At 60.9% G+C, this 20944-nt stretch carries 19 protein-coding genes and 2 pseudogenes; 8 read left to right on the top strand and 13 right to left on the bottom strand.

Annotated features, from left to right (window positions below; all coding sequences use genetic code 11):
* Window positions 1–123: 123 nt before the first annotated feature.
* Window positions 124–1401 (top strand): acetyl-CoA C-acetyltransferase, encoded by a 1278-nt coding sequence (locus tag ACYZUD_RS20490; RefSeq protein ID WP_462019874.1) that lies wholly within the window; start codon window positions 124–126, stop codon window positions 1399–1401.
* Here ACYZUD_RS20490 and ACYZUD_RS20485 read toward each other — a convergent pair.
* Window positions 1388–2416 carry a bile acid:sodium symporter family protein gene (locus tag ACYZUD_RS20485; RefSeq protein WP_462019873.1) on the bottom strand — a complete coding sequence of 343 codons (1029 nt, stop codon included), beginning with the start codon at window positions 2414–2416 and terminating at the stop codon, window positions 1388–1390. The two genes, ACYZUD_RS20490 and ACYZUD_RS20485, sit on opposite strands and share 14 nt — an antisense overlap.
* Before the next feature lie 84 nt (window positions 2417–2500).
* Here ACYZUD_RS20485 and ACYZUD_RS20480 point away from each other — a divergent pair, with 84 nt between their 5' ends.
* Window positions 2501–3292 carry an AraC family transcriptional regulator gene (locus ACYZUD_RS20480; protein ID WP_462019872.1) on the top strand — a complete coding sequence of 264 codons (792 nt, stop codon included), beginning with the start codon at window positions 2501–2503 and terminating at the stop codon, window positions 3290–3292.
* Window positions 3293–3394: 102 nt separating this feature from the next.
* Here the strand turns inward: ACYZUD_RS20480 and ACYZUD_RS20475 are convergent, their stop codons facing one another.
* Together ACYZUD_RS20475 and ACYZUD_RS20470 are read right to left on the bottom strand one after the other, a co-directional pair.
* Window positions 3395–4099 carry a methyl-accepting chemotaxis protein gene (locus ACYZUD_RS20475; protein ID WP_462025081.1) on the bottom strand — a complete coding sequence of 235 codons (705 nt, stop codon included), beginning with the start codon at window positions 4097–4099 and terminating at the stop codon, window positions 3395–3397.
* A 201-nt stretch (window positions 4100–4300) separates the two neighbouring features.
* A pseudogene (locus tag ACYZUD_RS20470) lies at window positions 4301–5185 on the bottom strand (cache domain-containing protein); the annotation flags it as partial.
* Window positions 5186–5788: 603 nt separating this feature from the next.
* Between ACYZUD_RS20470 and ACYZUD_RS20465 the strand changes: the two are divergent.
* Window positions 5789–6682, top strand: a complete 894-nt coding sequence (locus ACYZUD_RS20465) for a PA4780 family RIO1-like protein kinase (protein WP_462019871.1) — start codon at window positions 5789–5791, stop codon at window positions 6680–6682.
* Between the two features lie 75 nt (window positions 6683–6757).
* Here the strand turns inward: ACYZUD_RS20465 and ACYZUD_RS20460 are convergent.
* The 4 genes and pseudogenes from ACYZUD_RS20460 to ACYZUD_RS20445 form a co-directional block, all read right to left on the bottom strand.
* A pseudogene (locus ACYZUD_RS20460) lies at window positions 6758–6838 on the bottom strand (YqgE/AlgH family protein); the annotation flags it as partial.
* Between the two features lie 56 nt (window positions 6839–6894).
* Complete coding sequence (cueR, locus tag ACYZUD_RS20455) at window positions 6895–7308, bottom strand: Cu(I)-responsive transcriptional regulator (RefSeq protein WP_462019870.1); 414 nt, start codon at window positions 7306–7308, stop codon at window positions 6895–6897.
* Window positions 7305–9698 (bottom strand): heavy metal translocating P-type ATPase, encoded by a 2394-nt coding sequence (locus ACYZUD_RS20450; protein WP_462019869.1) that lies wholly within the window; start codon window positions 9696–9698, stop codon window positions 7305–7307. Before ACYZUD_RS20450 ends, cueR begins: the two co-directional genes overlap by 4 nt.
* A gap of 159 nt (window positions 9699–9857) precedes the next feature.
* Complete coding sequence (locus ACYZUD_RS20445; protein ID WP_462019868.1) at window positions 9858–10241, bottom strand: hypothetical protein; 384 nt, start codon at window positions 10239–10241, stop codon at window positions 9858–9860.
* Window positions 10242–10388: 147 nt separating this feature from the next.
* Here ACYZUD_RS20445 and ACYZUD_RS20440 point away from each other — a divergent pair, with 147 nt between their 5' ends.
* On the top strand, window positions 10389–10586 hold the full coding sequence (locus ACYZUD_RS20440; protein ID WP_462019867.1) for a heavy-metal-associated domain-containing protein: 198 nt from the start codon (window positions 10389–10391) through the stop codon (window positions 10584–10586).
* Window positions 10587–10804: 218 nt separating this feature from the next.
* Window positions 10805–12001, top strand: a complete 1197-nt coding sequence (locus ACYZUD_RS20435) for a multidrug effflux MFS transporter (RefSeq protein ID WP_462019866.1) — start codon at window positions 10805–10807, stop codon at window positions 11999–12001.
* Window positions 12002–12009: 8 nt separating this feature from the next.
* Here ACYZUD_RS20435 and ACYZUD_RS20430 read toward each other — a convergent pair whose 3' ends face one another.
* The 3 genes from ACYZUD_RS20430 to ACYZUD_RS20420 all read right to left on the bottom strand — a co-directional run bounded on the left by ACYZUD_RS20430 (window position 12010) and on the right by ACYZUD_RS20420 (window position 13734).
* Window positions 12010–12180 carry a hypothetical protein gene (locus ACYZUD_RS20430; RefSeq protein ID WP_462019865.1) on the bottom strand — a complete coding sequence of 57 codons (171 nt, stop codon included), beginning with the start codon at window positions 12178–12180 and terminating at the stop codon, window positions 12010–12012.
* Between the two features lie 214 nt (window positions 12181–12394).
* Window positions 12395–13408 (bottom strand): zinc-binding alcohol dehydrogenase family protein, encoded by a 1014-nt coding sequence (locus ACYZUD_RS20425; RefSeq protein WP_462019864.1) that lies wholly within the window; start codon window positions 13406–13408, stop codon window positions 12395–12397.
* A gap of 32 nt (window positions 13409–13440) precedes the next feature.
* Entirely contained in the window at window positions 13441–13734 is a 294-nt protein-coding gene (locus ACYZUD_RS20420) for a putative quinol monooxygenase (RefSeq protein WP_462019863.1), read from the bottom strand.
* 118 nt (window positions 13735–13852) lie between these two features.
* Here ACYZUD_RS20420 and ACYZUD_RS20415 point away from each other — a divergent pair, with 118 nt between their 5' ends.
* The 3 genes from ACYZUD_RS20415 to ACYZUD_RS20405 all read left to right on the top strand — a co-directional run bounded on the left by ACYZUD_RS20415 (window position 13853) and on the right by ACYZUD_RS20405 (window position 17344).
* Window positions 13853–14782, top strand: coding sequence for a LysR family transcriptional regulator (locus ACYZUD_RS20415; protein ID WP_462019862.1), 930 nt, complete (start codon window positions 13853–13855; stop codon window positions 14780–14782).
* 316 nt (window positions 14783–15098) lie between these two features.
* Window positions 15099–15833 (top strand): ArsR/SmtB family transcription factor, encoded by a 735-nt coding sequence (locus ACYZUD_RS20410; RefSeq protein ID WP_462019861.1) that lies wholly within the window; start codon window positions 15099–15101, stop codon window positions 15831–15833.
* A 128-nt stretch (window positions 15834–15961) separates the two neighbouring features.
* Window positions 15962–17344: an MFS transporter gene (locus tag ACYZUD_RS20405; RefSeq protein WP_462019860.1), complete on the top strand. Its 1383-nt coding sequence runs from the start codon at window positions 15962–15964 to the stop codon at window positions 17342–17344.
* A 119-nt stretch (window positions 17345–17463) separates the two neighbouring features.
* On the opposite strand, the gene ACYZUD_RS20400 is transcribed toward ACYZUD_RS20405, so the two are convergent.
* From ACYZUD_RS20400 to ACYZUD_RS20390, 3 genes are all read right to left on the bottom strand, one after another.
* Complete coding sequence (locus ACYZUD_RS20400; protein ID WP_462019859.1) at window positions 17464–18417, bottom strand: adenosine deaminase; 954 nt, start codon at window positions 18415–18417, stop codon at window positions 17464–17466.
* A 79-nt stretch (window positions 18418–18496) separates the two neighbouring features.
* Window positions 18497–19462 carry an isopenicillin N synthase family dioxygenase gene (locus ACYZUD_RS20395; protein WP_462019858.1) on the bottom strand — a complete coding sequence of 322 codons (966 nt, stop codon included), beginning with the start codon at window positions 19460–19462 and terminating at the stop codon, window positions 18497–18499.
* Between the two features lie 142 nt (window positions 19463–19604).
* The gene (locus ACYZUD_RS20390; RefSeq protein WP_462019857.1) at window positions 19605–20687 is read right to left on the bottom strand and encodes a BMP family ABC transporter substrate-binding protein; all 1083 of its coding nucleotides are present in this window, start codon (window positions 20685–20687) and stop codon (window positions 19605–19607) included.
* Window positions 20688–20944: the final 257 nt, after the last annotated feature.

Below are 20944 nucleotides of genomic sequence, written 5' to 3'. Positions count from 1 at the left end.
GAGCCTGCTCGCGATAGCGTTGGCACATCCAACAATGAAGTTGATTGATGCACCGCTATCGCGAGCAGGCTCGCTCCCACAGGGGGGCGGTATTCACATTTGAATTTTAGTAGGAGTTTTTTCATGACCGAGCTGCGCCGCGTCGCGATTATCGGCGGTAACCGTATCCCCTTCGCCCGCTCCAACGGGCCGTACGCCACCGCCAGTAACCAGGCGATGCTCACCGCAGCGCTCGAAGGCCTGATCGAACGTTTCAACCTGCACGGTTTGCGTATGGGTGAAGTGGCGGCGGGTGCGGTGCTCAAGCATTCCCGGGACTTCAACCTGACCCGAGAATGCGTACTTGGCTCTCGGCTCTCGCCGACCACCCCGGCCTACGACATTCAACAAGCTTGCGGCACCGGACTGGAAGCGGCCTTGCTGGTGGCGAACAAAATCGCTCTCGGCCAGATCGACTGCGGCATTGCCGGTGGCGTCGACACCACGTCCGATGCGCCCATTGGCGTCAACGAAGGCCTGCGCAAGATCCTCCTCCAGGCCAATCGCGCCAAGACCACGGCCGACAAACTGAAAGCGTTCCTGCAGTTGCGCCCCCGCCATCTGATCCCGGAACTGCCACGCAACGGCGAGCCGCGCACCGGCCTGTCGATGGGCGAACACTGCGAGTTGATGGCCCAGACCTGGAATATTCCGCGCGCCGAGCAGGATCAGTTGGCCCTCGAAAGCCACCAGAAAATGGCCGCCTCGTACGCCGAAGGCTGGCACAACGATTTGATGACGCCATTCCTCGGCCTGACCCGCGACAACAACCTGCGCCCGGACCTGACCCTGGAAAAACTCGCGGAGCTGAAACCGGTCTTCGAGAAAAGCGCCAAAGGCACGATGACGGCGGGCAACTCCACGCCGCTCACCGATGGCGCGTCGCTGGTGCTGCTGGGCAGCGAGGAATGGGCGAAGGAACGCGGCTTGCCGATCCTCGCGTACTTGCGCGACGGCGAAGCGGCGGCGGTGGATTTCGTCAACGGCGCCGAAGGGTTATTGATGGCGCCGGTCTACGCGGTGCCGCGTTTGCTGGCCCGTAACGGCCTGACCTTGCAGGACTTCGACTACTACGAAATCCACGAGGCCTTCGCCGCGCAGGTGCTGTGCACATTGAAGGCCTGGGAAGATTCGGACTATTGCAAAACCCGCCTCGGCCTCGACGCGCCGCTGGGTTCCATCGATCGCAGCCGCCTCAATGTCAAAGGCAGTTCACTGGCGGCGGGGCATCCGTTTGCCGCCACCGGCGGGCGCATTGTCGCGAACCTGGCCAAGCTGCTCGACGCCGCCGGAAAGGGTCGAGGCCTGATCTCGATTTGCGCTGCCGGCGGTCAAGGCGTGACGGCGATTATCGAGCGCTGAGTGCCGCGGTGTTTTGCTGCGCGAGCCGCTCCCGGTTGCGGTTGGCGTAACCCTCGGCCATCACCGAGCACACGATCAGCTGTAGCGGGTGATAGATCATGATCGGCAGCAAGATCAAACCGAGACCGGGGTTGGCGCCGAAGATCAGCGCCGCCATCGGCGCACCCGTCGCCAGGGATTTCTTGCTGGCACAGAACACCGCCGCGATTTCATCGGCCGGGCTGAATTTCAAGGCGCGGGCGGTGCGGGTGGTCATCCACAGGATGATCGCCAGCAGGATCGCACTGCCGATCAGCGCGCTGAGAATCACGCTGTCGCCTTGTTGCTGCCACATTCCGGACACCATCGAGTTGCAGAACGCCGCGTAAACCAGCAGCAGGATCACCAGCTTGTCGGCGACGTTGGTGTAGCGCTTGTGGCGGGCGAAGAACTTGCCGAAAAACGGCCGCAGCAATTGGCCGAGTACCAGCGGCAACAGCAACATGGCGCACAGGTCGAGCAGGGTCGAGCCCAGATCGATACCGCCCGCGCCGCTGCCGACCACAAAGCTCACCAGCAACGGCGTGAGAAAAATCCCCAATACGCTGGACAGGCTCGCATTGAGAATCGCCGCCGGCACGTTGCCGCCCGCGCTGCCGGTCAGGGCCACGGACGAAGAAATGGTCGAAGGCAGGGCGCAGAGGTACAAGAACCCGAGCATCAGCAGCGACGGAAGGTGCGAACCCAGCAGCGTGTCGCTGAGCAGCCAGATCAGCGGGAACACCGCGAAGGTGAAGACCTGCACCATCACGTGCAGCTTCCAGTTCTTCAGGCCGTGGTTGATCTGCTCGCTGGACAGGTTGACCCCGTGCAGGAAGAACACCAGGAACACGCCGATGTTGATCACGTACTCGGCGTGCATTCCGCCACCGGTGGCGCCGAAGGTCGGGAAGAAATACGCCAGCAGCGTGGCGATCAACATGCCGCACAAGAACCAGTCGGTGACCACGCGTTTGAGGTGTTTGAAGGCATGCATAACAGGCACCGAATACATTTGTAAGAATTGGTGACTTAGCCTAACGTCGGCCTCATCAGCCGTCTTGCGACATAAGGCCAATCAATGCCGACTAACGGACAACTTTCCCTTGAACGGACGATTCCGGCGCTCACGGCGCTGCCGCGTGCGCTGTATGCCCGTGTGGAAAGTCTGAATGCCGGCTCGTGGACACCGCCTCATCGTCACGACTGGGTGCAGTTTTCCTACGCCATCAGCGGCGTTCTCGGCGTGCACACCGCCGAGGGCAGTTTCTTTGCGCCGCCGCAGTGGGGCATCTGGATTCCGGCGGATCTCGAACACCAGGTGGTGACGTCGATGCGTGCCGAGATGCGCAGCCTTTACGTGCGTCGCGAGGATTGCCAATGGGCGGACGGGCGTTGCCGGGTGCTGGAGGTGACGCCGCTGGCCCGGGAGTTGATCAAGAGTTTTTGCCTGCTGCCGGTGGAGTATCCACAGGGCGACAGCCAGGAAGCGCGGCTGGTGAATGTGCTGCTGGATCAGTTGGCGAATCTGCCGGAGGTCGGGTTTTCCCTGCCATTGCCCCGGCATCAGCGGTTGCTGGGGTTGTGCAACGAGTTGATTGAAAGCCCCGAGCGGAATGTGACCTTGCAGGAATGGGCCGAGCGGTTGGGCACGTCGGAGAAAACCCTGATGCGCTTGTTCCAGCGTGAAACCGGGTTGAGCTTTCGAGGGTGGCGCCAGCGGATGCGGCTGCTGTCGTCGTTGAGTTTGCTGGAGGAGGGTGACAGCGTGACCAATGCTGCACTGTCTTGCGGGTATGACTCGACGTCGGCGTTTATCGCGGCGTTCAAGGGCTTGTTTGGCTTTACGCCGGGGGAATTGTTCAGGCCGTGACGGCCTCATCGCGAGCAGGCTCGCTCCCACAGGGGCTTGCACTGTCTTTGTGGGAGTGAGCCTGCTCGTGATTGGCCGCGGAGCGGCCACCGGGATTTTGGATCAGGTTCTGAAACGGCGCACCAAGCCATCCAGCTCATTCGACAACCCGGCCAGACTCTGGGAATCCAGTCGCGCCGAGTTCGCCAGTTCCGCCACCAATTGCGCATCGCCATGGATCTGGCTGATGTGCCGATTGATGTCTTCTGCCACCTGATGCTGTTGTTCTGCCGCGGTGGCGATCTGGGTGTTCATGTCGCGGATCACGTCCACCGATTCACGAATCTGCCCGAAGCTGCTGCGCGCTTCGCCGATGCGGGTCACCGACTGCTGGGACACTTCCAGGCTCGCATGCATCTGCTGAGTCACCTGGCTGGTGCGTTTGGCGAGGTTGCCCAGCAGGCCGTCGATTTCCGCGGTGGAGTCGGCGGTCCGTTTAGCCAAGGCACGCACTTCATCGGCCACCACCGCAAAACCACGCCCTTGCTCACCGGCCCGCGCCGCTTCGATCGCCGCGTTCAGCGCCAGCAGGTTGGTCTGTTCGGCAATCGAGCGGATGGTCCCGAGAATCGACTGGATATCGTTGCTGTCGCGTTCCAGCTGTTGCATCGACTGAGCCGACTGTTCGATTTCCTGGCTCAGGCGATCGACGCTGGTCACGGCCGCATCAATCTGCTGCTGACCTTGGCGCGCTTGACGCTGGCCGCTGTCGGCCGATTCCGCTGCCTGGCTGCAAGAGCGCGCGACTTCGTTGGCGGTGGCGACCATTTCGTGGAACGCGGTGGAGACCATGTCCACCGCTTCACGCTGGCGCCCGGCGGCTTCGGCCATGTCGCTGGAGACCTGGGTCGAGCTCTTGGAGGTCGCGAGAATCTTGGTCGCGGCGCCGCCGATGTTCTGGATCAGGTTACGAATCGCTGCCAGAAACTGGTTGAACCAGTTGGCCAGTTGCGCGGTTTCGTCGCTGCCACGGATTTGCAGGTTCTGGGTCAGGTCGCCTTCACCCTGGGCGATGCCTTCCAGACCGCTGGCCACGCTGCGGATCGGTCGTACGATCAGGCTGGCGAAACTGGCGCCAACGATGGCGAAGACCACGGCCAGCACGGCGGCAATGATCGCGATCAACCAGGTCAGCTGGGTGGCCGAGCTCATCACGTCGTTTTGTTTGATCAGGCCGACAAAGGTCCAGCCCAGTTGCTCCGACGGCCAGATGTTGGCCATGTAGCGCTCGCCATTGAGTTCGACTTCCACCAGGCCTTTGCCGGCCTTGGCCAGTTGCGCATAGCCTTCACCGAGGCTGCTCAGTGCCTTGAAGTTGTGTTCCGGTTGCTTCGGATCGACCAGGACCGTGCCGGTGTTTTCCAGCAGCATCAGGTAGCCGGTTTCACCGAGCTTGATCTGTTTGACGATTTCGGTGAGCTGCTTGAGCGTCACGTCGATGCTGACCACGCCGCCATTGGTGCCCAGCTTGTTGTCGATGGTGCGCACGGTACTGACGTAAGTCGAGTCGTCCTGAGCCCAGTAGTAAGCCGCGGTGCGAAACGGTTTGCCCGGTTTGGCCTGTGCAGCCTTGTACCAGGGGCGTTGGCGCGGGTCGTAGTTGTTCAGCTTGGCATCGTCCGGCCAGGACACATAACCGCCGGCGGCGGTGCCGAGAATGGTATAGGCGTAGGACGGGTGGCTGCTGCCCAGGTCCTGCAGGAGCGCGAAGACCTTTTTGTCCGCCTCGCCTTGGGGAATGCTCTCGGCGTTGGCGCTCATGTAGGTCTTGAGGCTGTCGTCGGAGTTCTTGATCAGCGGTTGAGACGCCAGGTAGTCAACGTTCTGGCTGATGCCGTCGAAGAACAGTTGCATGGCGTTGCTGACCTGGCGGATTTCACGACCACTGCCATCGACGAAATTGTCCCTGGCATCACTGCGCAGGTTCAGCACAACGAGGGTGGCGACCAGCACCACGGGCAGGCAGGCGATGATTGCAAACGCCCAGGTCAACTTCTGTTTGATGTTCATCCGCGCTCCAGATTTTTTTGTAGGCCCACGCAGTGCAGATGACTCGCGGATTTATTGGTCGCCGTAAATGGTTTTGCTGAACCCGGTCCCTTGGGTGTGTCATCGTTTTTTTAGTGGAACGATCGTCGGACAATTCACTTTGATACTGATGACTTCGGCTGCGGAAGAGGGAAATTGAGGGTTGTTGGAAAAAATCCCACGAAGGGTATGTGTTGCTCTGTCGGGGTCTATCGAAAATGCCCTCGCATCCCTTCTCCAACAAGTGTTGTCAGCTCGGCTATGATCCTTGTCGGCCGATGAATATCGGCAGAGTTTTCCCGATTAATCCGGCACATTGTGTGCATCTCCACTGTTCATAGGTCGGCAACCCCTCCCACCGGTGAGTGGATTGCCGTATAACGAATGACTTTCGCGTGTTTGGTAATAAAGGACCCACAATAAAAGCTGATGAAGACTCCAAAACGCATTGAACCCCTGATCGAGGACGGTCTGGTCGACGAGGTGCTGCGCCCACTCATGAGTGGTAAAGAAGCAGCTGTTTATGTGGTGCGCTGCGGTAACGAGTTACGTTGCGCGAAGGTCTACAAGGAGGCGAATAAACGCAGTTTCCGTCAGGCGGCCGAGTATCAGGAAGGCCGCAAGGTGCGCAACAGCCGGCAGGCCCGGGCCATGGCCAAGGGCTCCAAGTTTGGCAAGAAAGAAACCGAAGACGCCTGGCAGAACGCCGAAGTAGCGGCGTTGTTCCGTTTGGCCGGCGCTGGCGTTCGGGTCCCTCAGCCTTACGACTTCCTGGAAGGCGTGCTGCTGATGGAACTGGTGGCCGACGAGTACGGCGATGCCGCGCCGCGTCTTAACGACGTGGTGCTGGAGCCGGACCAGGCGCGCGAGTATCACGCATTTCTGATCTCCCAGATTGTGCTGATGTTGTGTACCGGTCTGGTGCACGGTGACCTGTCCGAGTTCAACGTACTGTTGACCCCGACCGGCCCCGTCATCATCGACTTGCCGCAAGCGGTGGACGCGGCGGGCAACAACCACGCGTTCAGCATGCTGGAGCGGGACGTGGGCAACATGGCGTCCTACTTCGGGCGGTTTGCGCCGGAGTTGAAAAAAACCAGGTACGCCAAGGAAATGTGGGCCTTGTACGAAGCCGGCACGTTGCACCCGGCCAGCGTCTTGACTGGCGAGTTCGACGAGCCGGAAGAGTTGGCCGACGTTGGCGGGATCATGCGCGAGATCGAGGCGGCACGCCTGGATGAAGAGCGCAAGCAAGCGGTACGCGCGGCTGACGACGCGCCACTGAACAAGTCCGAAGAACCGCCTCCACCGTGGATGCAGTGATCGGTTAACGAAAAACCCGGCCTCGGCCGGGTTTTTCATGCTTGCCTGACCCCGAGCTCTCCAAACAGGGAGATCCACTGTAGGAGCGAGCTTGCTCGCGATAAACCTGAGAGCGCCGCGGGGTGTCAGGCTTGCAGCGTTATCGTTGCCGACCATCGCGAGCAAGCTCGCTCCTACAGTTCCACGGCATTCCCCTCACCACGTCGTGGCCCTCAGGGGCGAGCGGGTTCGGCGCAGCAACCCGACTCGAGATTTTTGAGGATCGGGCAGTCGGGACGGTGGTCGCCGTGGCAGTGCTCGACCAGGTCCTGAAGCGTGTCGCGCAACTGACCGAGCTCACGGATTTTCTGGTTCAGCTCCTCGATGTGCTGACGGGCCAGCGCCTTCACATCGGCACTGGCCCGCTGGCGATCTTGCCAGAGGGTCAGCAACTTGCCGACCTCTTCCAGTGAAAATCCCAGATCCCGCGAACGCTTGATGAAGGCCAGGGTGTGCAGGTCGTCGGCGCCATACACCCGGTAACCGCTGTCGGTGCGATGGGCGGCCTTGAGCAGGCCGATGGATTCGTAATAACGAATCATCTTCGCACTCAGGCCGCTTTGGCGAGCTGCTTGTCCGATGTTCATTCGTTGCCCTCCAGATCCTTGGGTTTCCAGGTTTTCAACAGTAGCGCATTGCTCACCACGCTGACGCTCGACAACGCCATGGCTGCACCCGCCAGCACCGGGTTGAGGAAGCCGAAGGCTGCCAGCGGAATGCCGATCAGGTTGTAGACGAAGGCCCAGAACAGATTCTGGCGAATCTTCGCGTAGGTCTTGCGGCTGATTTCCAGCGCCGCCGGCACCAGCCGTGGGTCGCCGCGCATCAGGGTGATCCCGGCCGCGTGCATGGCCACGTCGGTGCCGCCGCCCATGGCGATGCCAATGTCGGCGGCGGCCAGGGCCGGGGCGTCGTTGATGCCGTCGCCGACCATCGCCACCACGCCGGTTTTTTTCAGCTGCGCGACGGTGGCGGCTTTGTCGGCCGGCAGTACTTCGGCGTGGACATCCGTGATGCCCAATGCTTCGGCAACCACTTTGGCACTGCCGCGGTTGTCGCCGGTCAGCAGATGGCTGCTGATGTTGCGTGCGTTGAGTTGTTGTACCGCTTGCAGTGCGCCGGGCTTGAGGGTGTCACCGAAGGCGAACAAACCCAGCACTGTTGGTTCGGGGCTTTGCTCGATCAGCCAGGACAGGGTCCGGCCTTCGGTTTCCCACGCGGTTGCGGAGTCGGCCAATACGCCAGCACTCAGACCGCTCTCTTCCAATAGACGACGATTGCCCAGCGCCAGCCGACGACCGTCGAGGTTGCCGGCAATGCCGCGTCCGGTCAGGGACTGGCTGTCGCTGACATCGGCCACGGTCAAACCACGTTCGGCGCAAGCGTCCAGAACGGCCTTGGCCAACGGATGTTCGCTGCCGCGTTGCAGGGCGCCGGCCCTTTGCAGCAGGGCAGCTTCGTCACCGTCGAGTGCACTCAGATGAGCGATGCGCGGGGCACCGGAGGTCAGCGTGCCGGTCTTGTCGAACACCACCGCGCTGACTTCATGGGCACGTTCCAGGGCTTCGGCGTCCTTGATCAGAATCCCATGGCGCGCCGCCACGCCGGTGCCGGCCATGATCGCGGTTGGCGTGGCCAGCCCCAGCGCGCAAGGACAAGCGATCACCAGCACCGCGACGGCGTTGATCAACGCGGTTTCCATCGGCGCGCCGTACAACCACCAACCGATCAGCGTCGCCAACGCGATCAACAGGACCGTGGGCACGAACACCTGACTGACTTTATCCACCAGTTTCTGGATCGGTGCCTTGGCGGCTTGGGCGTCTTCCACCAGACGGATGATTCGCGCCAGCACCGTTTCCGCGCCCAAGGCCAGGGTGCGAACCAACAACCGGCCTTCACCATTGATTGCACCGCCGGTGACCTTGTCGCCGGGTTGTTTCGGTACGGGTAGGCTTTCGCCGCTGATCAGCGCTTCGTCGGCGTGGCTCTGGCCTTCGACCACTTCGCCGTCGACCGGAAAACGTTCGCCGGGTTTGACCATGACCAGATCATTGAGGCGCAAGGCGCTGATGGCGACGTCCTGCTCGCGGCCGTCGATCACTTGAATGGCGCGCTCGGGGCGCAAGGCTTCGAGGGCGCGGATGGCGCTGGCCGTCTGGCGTTTGGCGCGGCTTTCGAGGTACTTGCCCAGTAGCACCAGAGCGATCACCACCGCCGACGCTTCGAAATACAGATGCGGCATGCGCCCGGCGGCGGTAGCCCATTCGTAGAGACTCAAGCCATAACCGGCGCTGGTGCCCAACGCGACGAGCAGATCCATGTTGCCGGCACCGGCGCGCACGGCTTTCCAGGCCGCGACATAAAAGCGGGCCCCGAAGATAAATTGCACCGGCGTGGCCAACGCGAATTGCACCCAGGCCGGGAGCATCCAGTGCACGCCGAACGGTTGCAACACCATCGGCAACACCAGTGGCAAGGCGAGGGCGATCGCCATGATCAAGGCCCATCGCTCACGGTGCAGGCGCTGTTGCTGATCGTCGGTTTGCGGGTGTTCGACTTCCCAGACGCTGGCGCTGTAGCCAGCCTTGGTCACGGCAGCGATCAATGTTTGCGGATCGACCTGGCCGAGGAGTTCGAGGTGGGCGCGTTCGTTGGCGAGGTTGACGCTGACGCTTTTGACCCCCGGCACCTTGGCCAGCGCACGTTCGACCCGGCCAACGCAGGAAGCGCAAGTCATGCCGTCGATGCTCAGTTCCAGATTCTGCTGCGGCACGCTGTAGCCGGCTTGCTGCACGGCGTCCATCAACGCCGGCAGGCTGTCGCTCGGTGCCTGGACCCGGGCCTGCTCGGTGGCCAGGTTGACGCTGACCGCTGTGGCGCCGATGACTTTGCTCAAGGCTCGCTCGACACGCCCGGCGCAACTGGCGCAAGTCATGCCGGCAATCGGCAGATCGAAAGTGGTGGATTCGGACATCGGTCGCGCTCCCTGTAGTAGATGACTACAGGATCAACCTTGCCATGCTGGCAAGGTCAAGCGCTATGTCTCAGATCAAAAGATCGCAGCCTGCGGCTGCGCCCACAGGCGCGTAGGAGCTGCCGAAGGCTGCGATCTTTTGATCTTTTTACAGTCGACTCAATAGTCGAGGGCCGCAGGCTTGAGGTACATCCCTTCCTGCGTCATCGCAATCCGGAACTTCAACACATCCCCGGCCTTGAGCGTGACGTTTTGCGAACCCGGTGCCAGCATGCCCGGGTTGCAACCCGGCGCCTGGCCCGGCAGCAGCTTGAGGCGCAGCGAGACATTGCCCGGCGGCAGGTTGAACGAGGTGCTCTGTTCCTGGAACAGTCGCGCCGACAACTGATCGTGGATGTACACGCCGATCTCGCAGGAGGTCGCGACTTCCAGGCGTTCGCGGGAAATGATCAGCACGCCGTAGTCCTCCCCGGCGGCTTGAACCGAAGGTGTCGCGGCAAATAGGCTGAGGAAGCCAAACAGGCTGAGAGCTGACCAGCGCATGGCTGAATCTCCTGAGGTCGAGTCATTGATGGACGCAGCTTGGCCGAGCTTGGCGCCGATTGCCAGCCCGGCAGTTTTCTTCAGAACTTGACCTTGCCATGGTGGCAAGCTTGAGACTGGTCGCAACCTCACTCAAGGAGTCATTCCATGCAAGTGTTCAACGTTCAAGGCATGTCCTGCGGTCACTGCGTCAAGGCGATCACTCAGGCCCTGCAAGCGAAGGATCCCGCGGCCAGCGTGCGGGTCGATCTGGCCGCGAAAGAAGTTGGCGTCGAGAGTGCGTTGACAGTGGACCAAGTGATCGCCGTGATCACCGAAGAGGGCTACGAAGCGAAAATCGCCTGAGTCCAAACATAATTCCTGTGGGAGCGAGCCTGCTCGCGAAGGCAGAGTGTCAGTCGACATCGATGCTGAATGACACACCGTCTTCGCGAGCAGGCTCGCTCCACATGGAATTGCATTCATCCAGTGGGTTTTAATAGTTAGCGAGCTATCGGAATGTTCAAGGCGTTCATGCACGGCTAGACTGTCGGCCTGCCGACTCTTGTCCAACTGGATGCCTGATGAATTTCCGTACCATCTTGATTCTTGGCGCCCTGAGCGCTTTCGGTCCTCTGGCGATCGATTTCTATCTGCCGGCCTTCCCGACGATGGCGCTCGCGTTCGGCACCGATGAAAAACACGTTCAACTGACCCTGGCGGCCTATTTCCTCGGCTTGTCCATCGGTCAACTGGCGTACGGGCCGGTGGCGGATCGCTTCGGGCGACGCATTCCGTTGCTGACCGGTGTCGGCTTGTTCACCGCCGCCTCCCTGGCCTGCGCGTTTGCGCCGAACCTGGAATGGCTGATTGGTGCGCGTTTTATCCAGGCCCTGGGTGGTTGCGCGGGGATGGTGATCGCGCGGGCGGTGGTCAGCGATAAATGCGATGCGGTGGGTTCGGCAAAGGTCTTTTCGCAACTGATGCTGGTGATGGGGCTGGCGCCGATTCTTGCGCCCATGCTGGGCGGGTTGTTGGTCAACACCACAGGCTGGCAGTCGATTTTTCTCGTGCTGACCGGTTTCAGCGCCCTGGCGGGGTTGGCCGTGGCCCTCGGGCTGCCGGAAAGTCTGCCGGCCCATGTGCCGCGTCAGCCATTGTCGGGGGCGTTGCGTCAGTACGGCCGCCTGTTGTCGGACCCGATCTTCCTCGGCCACGCCCTGACCGGAGGCATCGCCATCGCCGGGATGTTTGCCTACATCGCCGGTTCACCGTTCGTTTTCATCAAGCTCTACGGCGTACCGGCCGAGCATTTCGGCTGGCTGTTCGGCACCAACGCGGCAGGTTTCATCCTGGTGGCGCAGCTCAATGCACGATTGTTGGCCAAGCGCGGCCCCGCGTTCCTGCTGGCGCGCACCGTGTGGATCTACGTTGGTGCCGGCCTGACGTTGCTCGCTGTCAGTTCGCTGCACACCCCGCAGTTGTGGCCGTTGCTGATTCCGCTATTTGTCTGTATCGCCAGTTTGGGTTGTATCCTTCCCAACGCTTCGGCTTGCGCCATGAACGGGCAAGGCGCCCGGGCGGGCAGTGCGTCGGCGATGCTCGGTTGCCTGCAATTCAGCGTCGCCGCCGGGGCGGCAGCCTTGGTGGGTGTTTTGCACGATGGCAGCGCCATGCCGATGGCCATGGTCATCAGCCTGTGCGGAATTCTGGTGGTGAGCGTGGCGATGCTCACCCGACGTTTGCAAAATGCCCGGGCGCTGGCACAAGCCCAGGTCTGAGGACGGACTCAGCCGGCAGCGCGCTGCTGCTGGTCGGGAATTGAATGCGGGGCGTGCAGGCGCGCTTCAAGGGTTCGGGTGAAGGCCCGGGCTTCGGCTTCGCTGCGGAACGTCACGGCGTGTTGGTCCAGACGGACCTGCCACTGGGATTTAGCCACTTCTTTTATCAGGATCTTCATTGCTGACCTCCTTATGTAAAAGATTGCATCGCAGAGTTCACGATTGTAGACCCGAATACGATCACAATTATGACAACGGTCAACTCTCGGACTGACGGCAAGAGATCGCAGGCTTCGCCAGCTCCTACAGGGATCGGCGTACATCCCGGTTGTGCACAAATCCTGTAGGAGCTGGCGAAGCCTGCGATCTTTTGATCTTCAGCATTTCAGAACCTTAGAACCCTTCAAGCACAATCTTGCCCTTGGACCTGCCGCTTTCCAGCAATTCATGGGCGCGACGCAGGTTGGCTGCGTTGATCGTCCCGAAGTGCTCGCCGACCGTGGTTTTCAGTGTCCCTGCGTCGATCAGCTGCGCGACGCGGTTGAGCAGTTTGTGCTGCTCGATCATGTCCGCGGTTTCGAACAGCGACCGGGTGTACATGAACTCCCAGTGCAACGACAGGCTCTTGCGCTTGAGCTTGGTCACGTCCAGCGCCTTCGGATCATCGATCAATGCCAGCTTGCCTTGCGGCGCCAAGGCCTCGACCAATTGATCCAGGTGATGATCGGTCTGGGTCAGGCTGGCGACGTGGGTCACCCGGTCAACCCCGGCGCGTTTGAGCTCTTCGCTCAGCGGTTGGCTGTGATCGATCACCAGGTCGGCGCCCAGCTCGCGCACCCAGCTCTGGGTTTGCGGGCGGGAAGCGGTGCCGATGACGTTCAGCCCGGTCAGTTGGCTGGCCAATTGAGTGAGGATCGAACCGACACCGCCGGCCGCGCCGACGATCAGCAGGCTCTGGCCTTCATCTGTTTTGCCTTCGCGCACTTGCAGGCGTTCGAAGAGTAATTCCCAGGCGGTAATGGCGGTCAGCGGCAGCGCGGCGGCTTCGGCGAAACCGAGGGTTTTCGGCATATGGCCGACAATCCGCTCGTCCACTACATGCAATTCGCTGTTGCCACCGGCGCGAGCGATGGACCCGGCGTAGAACACCTTGTCGCCCGCCTTGAACAGCGTCACTTCACTGCCGACGGCCTTGACCACACCGGCCACGTCCCAGCCCAGCACTTTCGCCGCGTCACCTTCTGGCTGGACGTTCTGGCGGACCTTGGTGTCCACCGGGTTGACCGAAATGGCTTTGACTTCCACCAACAGGTCACGCGGCCCGGCGACCGGTTCTGGCAGTTCGATGTCTTGCAGGGATTTTGCGTCGCTGATCGGCAGGGAGGCGTAGTAGGCAATGGCTTTCATGGGAGGACTCCGGAACAGTAATAAAAGAAGGGTCAGGCCACGGAACGCAGTCGCTTGAGGTCGAAGTGTTCGAGAAAGTCGCCGGCCCTGGCGCGGAAGTTCTGGATATGCGCGCTGGCGTCATGGGCTTGCAGGGCTTCGTCACTGCTCCACTTTTCGATCATGTAGAAGGCCAAGGGATTGGCGAGGTCCTGATGCAGGTCGTATTGACCGCAACCGGCTTCGGCGCGGGTCGGTTCCAGCAACGCACGCAGGTGTTGTTCGAGGGCGTCCTGCTGGCCGGCTTTGGCGATCAGGGTGGCAATGGCGGTAAACGGCTGGGACATGTTCGACTCCGGGAACAGGATGATTTCGATGGGACAGATGATTGGTTATTTCTCTACAAGATAAAACCCGCTAAAAGAGCAGTCTCTTTCAATATTTTTTTGATAATCGGGGCTGAAGATGCTGCGTTTCGATGACTTGCAATTGTTCGTCCGGGCTGCGGACCTGGGCAGTCTGTCGGCGGCAGCGCGGGGGATGGACATGTCGGCAGCAGTGGCCAGCGCCGCGTTGAAGCGTATCGAACAGCAACTCGGCGCTCGCCTGCTTGCCCGTTCAACCCGCAGCCTGCGCCTCACCGCGGAAGGCGAGGGGTTTCTCGAATACGCCCGAGCGGCCTTGAGCAACCTCGACGAAGGGCGCCGTTTGTTGGCCAGTGGACAAGATCAGGTCAGCGGAATTTTGCAGCTGTCGGCACCTTCGGACTTCGGTCGTAATCTGCTGCTGCCCTGGCTGGACGAGTTTCAGCGCGAGCATCCGAAACTCACGGTGCGTTTGCTGCTGGGCGATCGCATCGCCGACCTGTTCCGCCAACCGGTGGACATCGCCCTGCGTTACGGCGAGCCGGAAGACTCAAGTCTGGTGGCGCTGCCCATCGCCCCGCAGAACCGCCGCGTGCTCTGTGCCGCCCCGAGTTACCTGGCCCGGCATGGCGAGCCGCGGCAACTGGAGCAATTGGCCCAGCACAATTGCCTGCTGTTCATGCTCGGCAGCCGGGTTCACGATCACTGGAGTTTCCACGACGGCAAACGCGAGGTCAGCCTGACCGTCAGCGGCGACCGCTTCAGTGACGATGCCGATGTGGTGCGCTTGTGGGCTGTTGCTGGCGCCGGGATTGCCTATAAATCCTGGCTCGATGTGGCGGCCGATGTGCTGGCCGGTCGATTGAAAGTACTGATGCCGGAGCTGCTTTGTGAGCGCGCACCTCTGAATCTGCTGTGCGCCCATCGCGCACAATTGAGTAAGCCGGTGAACCTTTTGCGGGAAATGCTTGCCAGCCGATGCGCTCGGTTAAGCAGTCAATTTCCGACGTTATCGGGCGTCGATCATTAGTCGCAGGCAAATAGCGAAATTTCTCTCAGGAACTATCACCACCAACGGTTTCCGGAGGGCAGGAACCGGCGGTTAACGCGCTTATACTAGCGCTCGCCTCATGTACGCACCGTCGATCTCGCAATGGCGAGTCCGCGTTCGAGTCGGCCAGGCCCCACGGTCAATCGCCGGGCCTTTGCACATCTGCGAAGCAATGGCTTGTGTGAGTGGAGGGCTCTGCCCGGTTTATGGCGGTTTCCACGTCTTGGCCGACGACACATTACTGGTCAAGATGTCTCTGAGCAGTAGACGAAACGATTCAACAGGGAGTGAATACATGGAACATGCACCTTGCATCAGTCAGATCGCCACGTTGCTGGCTGACCCAAAGCGCAGCGCAATGATGTGGGCCTTGATGGACGGCTCGGCGCGACAAACCGAAGAGCTGGCATTGCTGGCCCGCCTGTCACCGTCTTCGGCCAGTGCACACTTGGGGCGTTTGTCCGCCGGAGGTCTGTTGAAAGTCGAAATCCGCGGCCGCAAGCGGTTCTTCCGGCTTGCCGCGCCCGAAGTCGGTGCGGCGATAGAAGCGCTGGCCAGCGCGACAATTGCCAGCACACCACGGGAAATCCCGGACATTTTCAAGCGCACCACACCCATCCCCAAACCTCAGGCGGCACCTTCGTCATTGTTGCGCGCCAGACTCTGCGACGATCATTTGGGGGGCACCCTGGCTGCCGATCTTTACCAGCGTTTGCTGGATGCGGGCTGGATTGAGCAGTTTGACCAGCGAGTGTCGATCACGCACAAGGGCGCCACGCAACTGGCGACACGAGGCGTATTCGTCCAGGCGCTGGCGCACAGCACCAGCAGGGCCGCCTGCGCTTGTCCCGACTGGAGCGAAAGACGCCCGCACATGGGCGGCTCACTGGGGGCGGCGTTGCTGCAATTGTTCATGCAGTCCGGCTGGCTGAGCCTGCCCAACGATTCGCGAGCCTTGCAGATCACCGCCGCAGGGGAGCGTGAAATCCATCGTTTTGCCAAGGAAACCGAGCTGGAAATGGCGTTGTAGACGCATCGAGACCGACGTCCGAAGCTTCGGGCGTCGTTCAGGGTTGTGGACAGGTCGCATCCAGCAATAACCCCCGGCGGCTATCGCGCACACTCGATCCAGGGACTTTCGGATTGGGGGAACGTGGCATGGAAACTCGAGGCTTCAGCGCGGCAGAACGGCTGGAACGGCTGCCCATCAGCGGCTATCACCGCATCATTTTCATCATCATTGCCCTGGCGTTTTTCTTCGACTCCATGGACCTGGTGATGATGACCTTCCTTCTAGGCTCGATCAAAACCGAGTTCGGCCTGAGCACAGCACAGGCCGGGCTGCTGGCCAGTTCGAGCTTTTTCGGCATGGTGCTGGGGGCGTCATTGTCCGGCATGCTGGCCGACCGTTTCGGCCGCAAACCGGTGTTCCAGTGGAGCATCGTGTTGTGGGGCATCGCCAGTTACCTGTGCTCCACGGCGCAGAACGTCGAAACGCTGACCGTGTTCCGGATCCTGTTGGGGATCGGCATGGGCATGGAGTTTCCCATTGCGCAGTCGATGCTTTCCGAACTGATTCCGGCCAAGCGACGCGGGCGCTACATCGCGTTGATGGACGGTTTCTGGCCGCTGGGTTTCGTCGCGGCCGGGGTGCTGTCGTATTTCCTGTTGCCGGTGATTGGCTGGCGGGACATTTTTTTGGTGTTGGCGGTGCCGGCGGTATTTGTCCTGGCGATTCGCTTTTTCATTCCCGAGTCACCGCGCTGGCTGGAACAGGCCGGGCGGCATGAGGCTGCGGACAAAGTCTTACTGGGTATCGAAGATCGGGTCCGGGCGTCCCTGGGTCGTTCGGATCTTCCCGAGCCGATTCGTCTGCCGCGAGTGGTGATTGCACCCGGTAACTTTTTCTCCGCGTTACGGCAGATTTGGTCACCGTTGTATCGCCAGCGCACGATGATGATCTGGAGCGTCTGGTTCTTCGCCCTGCTCGGCTTTTACGGCCTGACGTCGTGGCTCAGCGCCTTGCTGCAGCAGTCGGGTTTCGCCGTGACCCAGTCGGTGTATTACACGGTGCTGATTTCCCTCGGCGGGATTCCCGGTTTCCTCATGGCCGCCTGGCTGGTGGAGCGTTGGGGGCGTAAACCGGTGTGCGTGGTGACGTTGCTTGGCGGCGGGGTGATGGCGTTTCTTTACGGTCAGAGCGCGGTGTTTGGCGGCAACGTCAGCCTGCTGATCGCTTCGGGACTGCTGATGCAGTTCTTCCTGTTTGGCATGTGGGCGGTGCTTTACACGTACACCCCGGAGTTGTACCCGACTTCGGCGCGGGCCACGGGCTCGGGGTTCGCCTCAGCGATTGGGCGTGTGGGGTCGTTGCTCGGCCCTATGGTGACCGGGCTGGTGTTTCCGTTGACCGGGCAGGGCGGCGTGTTTGCGCTGGGGGCGATGTGCTTTGCGATTGCGGCGGGGGTGGTGTGGGTGTTCGGGATGGAGACGCGGGGCAAGACATTGGAGGAGTTGAGTGAACCGGTTGCCATTGGCTAAACCACATACCCTGTGGGAGCGAGCCTGCTCGCGAAGGCGGACTAACATTCAACATCGATATTGAATGTGATGGCCTCATCGCGAGCAGGCTCGCTCCCACAGTTGGTTTTGCGGTGACCTTAGGGCTTGACCAACCTTGCATCCAGGCTGTTCTGCGCCAACCGCTTGGCCTGATCCTGAGTCATGCCCAGATCGGTATACAGCGCATGGAAGTTCTCGGTCACGTACCCGCCAAAGTAGGCCGGGTCATCCGAGTTCACGGTCACTTTCACGCCACGTTCGAGCATGTCGAGAATGTTGTGCTGGGACATGTGATCAAACACGCAGAGCTTGGTATTCGACAACGGGCACACCGTCAGCGGGATCTGCTCGTCGATGATCCGCTGCATCAAGCGTTCGTCTTCGATGGCACGCACGCCATGGTCGATGCGCTGGATTTTCAGCAGGTCGAGGGCTTCCCAGATGTACTCGGGCGGGCCTTCTTCCCCGGCGTGGGCGACGGTCAGGAAGCCTTCGTGACGGGCACGGTCAAACACGCGCTGGAACTTGCTCGGCGGGTGACCCCTCTCGGAACTGTCCAGGCCGACGGCGACAAACGCATCGCGGAACGGCAGCGCCTGGTCAAGGGTTTTCTCGGCTTCTTCTTCGCTCAAGTGACGCAGGAAGCTGAGGATCAAGCCGCTGGTGATGCCCAGTTGCTGCTCGCCATCCTTCAACGCGGCGGCGATGCCGTTGAGCACCACTTCGAACGGGATGCCACGGTCGGTGTGGGTCTGCGGATCGAAGAACGGTTCGGTGTGAATCACGTTCTGCGCCTTGCAACGCAACAGGTAAGCCCAGGTCAGGTCGTAGAAATCCTGAGAGGTGCGCAGCACATCGGCGCCCTGGTAATACAGGTCGAGAAACTCTTGCAGGTTGTTGAAGGCATACGCCTTGCGCAGGGTTTCGACATCGCTCCACGGCAGGGCGATCTTGTTGCGTTCGGCCAGGGCGAACAGCAACTCAGGCTCCAGCGAACCCTCCAGGTGCAGGTGCAGTTCTGCCTTGGGCAGGGCGTTCAGCCAGTCGTACATATTCTTTTCTCATCAGGTGCAGATGGTGAACATTCTACAGATGCTCGTGGAAACAATGAGTAAAACCTGACCAGCCGGTTCACACCGCTTCCTGTTCCCGTCGATAGGCGTAGGTCTCGGCGAAGCGCGAGAGCAGGAATTCGGCGCAGGTGGTGGGCGGGTACTTCGCCGGATGACGTTCATCCTGACAACCGGGCAGGCATTCGATGGCGGTGTCGGGGTGCGGTTCGGCGAAGAACGGCATCGAGTAACGATCCACGCCCAGCGGGCTGATGACCCGGTGCGGGGTCGACAGGTAACGGTCGTTGCTCCAGCGCGCCATCATGTCGCCGAGGTTGACCACGAACGTGCCGTCGATCGGCGGCGCATCGATCCATTCGCCTTTGACGTTTCGCACTTGCAGACCGCCGGCGGCATCCTGGTAGAGCAGGGTGATGCAGCCGTAATCGGTGTGCGCGCCGGCGCCTTCCTGCTCGTCGGAACTGGCGGTGTGGCGTGGCGGGTAATGGATCATGCGCAGTACGCTGACCGGCTGATTGAAACGGGTGTCGAAGAAATCGCGCTCAATCCCCAGCGCCAGCGTCATCGCGCGCAACAGCGTTTGGGCGAGCGCCTGCATGTCGACGTAGTGTTGCTCCATCAGTGATTCCCAGCCGGGCATCGATGGATGACGGTTAGGGCCGCGCAAGGGTTTTTTCGCCAGCACTTCAGGGTGATCGGCCGGCAGGTGCAGGCCCATGTCGAAGGTTTCCTTCAGGTCGCTGGGTTTGCTCGGGTCGAGCTGCTCGGTGGCGATGGCGCCGTAGCCACGGTGGTGTTGCGTCTGGGTGATGTCGATCTTGAGCTTTTCGGCGGCGGGCTGGGCAAAGAAACGTTGGGCGCTATCGAGCACGGCGTCGATGCGCGCCGGGCTGATCGGGTGGCCCTTGATGTAGAAAAAGCCCCACTCGCGGCAGGCGTGGTCGATTTTCGTTGCGACGGCTTGCCAGGCGGATTGGTCAGCGCTGTAAAGCGGGGAGATGTCGATGATTGGGAGTTGGTTCATGCGCAGTCCTTGAGAACGCTGAAAGTCCAATGTGGGAGCGAGCCTGCTCGCGAAGGCGGTGTGTCAGATACATAATTGTTGACTGACACTCCCTCTTCGCGAGCAGGCTCGCTCCCACAGGGTTTGGTGTTTGGCGAAGGAATTACTTTGGAATGTCGGCCTTCATGCCTTCAACGTAGTAGTTCATCGACGCCAGTTCCGCATTGCTCGCCGTCACGCCCGCCGCAATTTTCTCTGTGCCGGCCTGATCCTTGATCGGCCCGGTGAACGGATGCAGCGCACCGCTCTTGATGTCGGCGATGATCTGCTCCGCTTCGGTTTTCACCGCCGCCGGCACCAGGTCACTGATCGGCAACTCAACCGTGCCTTCCTTCAAACCGCCCCAGTAATCCTGCGACTTCCAGGTGTGGTCGAGCACACTTTGGGTTGCTTGAATGTAGTGCGGTCCCCAGTCGTTGACGATCGAGGTCAGCACCGCTTTCGGCCCGAAGTGCGCCATGTCCGAAGCGTAGCCGACGGCGTACACACCGCGACGTTCAGCGGCCTGGATCGGCGCAGGGCTGTCGGTGTGCTGGAACACTACGTCCACACCCTGATCGATCAGCGCGTTGGCGGCATCGGCTTCCTTGCCTGGATCGAACCACGAGTTGACCCACACCACCTTGATTTCGGTGCCGGGGTTGTACTTGTTCAGGGCCAGTTGAATGGCGTTGATGTCGCGGATCACTTCCGGGATCGGGAACGAGGCGACGTAGCCGATCTTCTTGGTCTTGGTCATCTTCGCTGCGAGGAAACCGCCAACGTATCGCCCCTCGTAAGTGCGCGCCAGGTAGGTGCCGAGGTTCTTGTCCTGCTTGTAGCCGGTGGCGTGTTCGAAGGTCACCTTGGGAAATTGCTTGGCGACTTTCAGGGTCGGGTTCATGTAGCCGAAAGACGTAGTGAAGATCAGGTCGTACTTGTCCTTGGCCATGTTGCGGATCACCCGCTCGGCGTCGGCGCCTTCGGCGACGTTCTCCACGTAGTTGGTGGTGATCTGCTCACCGAATTTCTCTGCCAGCGCCTTGCGCCCCTGTTCATGCTGATACGTCCAGCCGTGGTCACCGATCGGGCCGATATAGACGAAGCCGACTTTCAGCGGGTCGGCGGCGCTGGCCGTCAGGCTGGTGCTCAGACCGATGGCCGCCGCAACGGCGCACAGCAGCTTCTTCAACGGACGTTTATGCATGAATTCCAACTCCATTTTGTTTTGAGGTTGGCGAGGTCAATGCAAATTACTGACCAAAAGGACAACAAATCAAAAGATCGCAGCCTTCGGCAGCTCCTACATAGTTTCGCGTTTCCCTGTAGGAGCTGCCGAAGGCTACGATCTTTTCAATACCAGAACCAACGCAGTGCAACTGACTGAACTCATGCCATCCACTGGTGCGCTAAGGTGTAACGAAACGTTAGCGCCGCCCCGCAGTCAGTACCTCACCCCACTGA

This window comes from Pseudomonas sp. XS1P51 (genome assembly GCF_054897845.1).
This window is presented reverse-complemented; position numbering and strand designations above follow the sequence as displayed.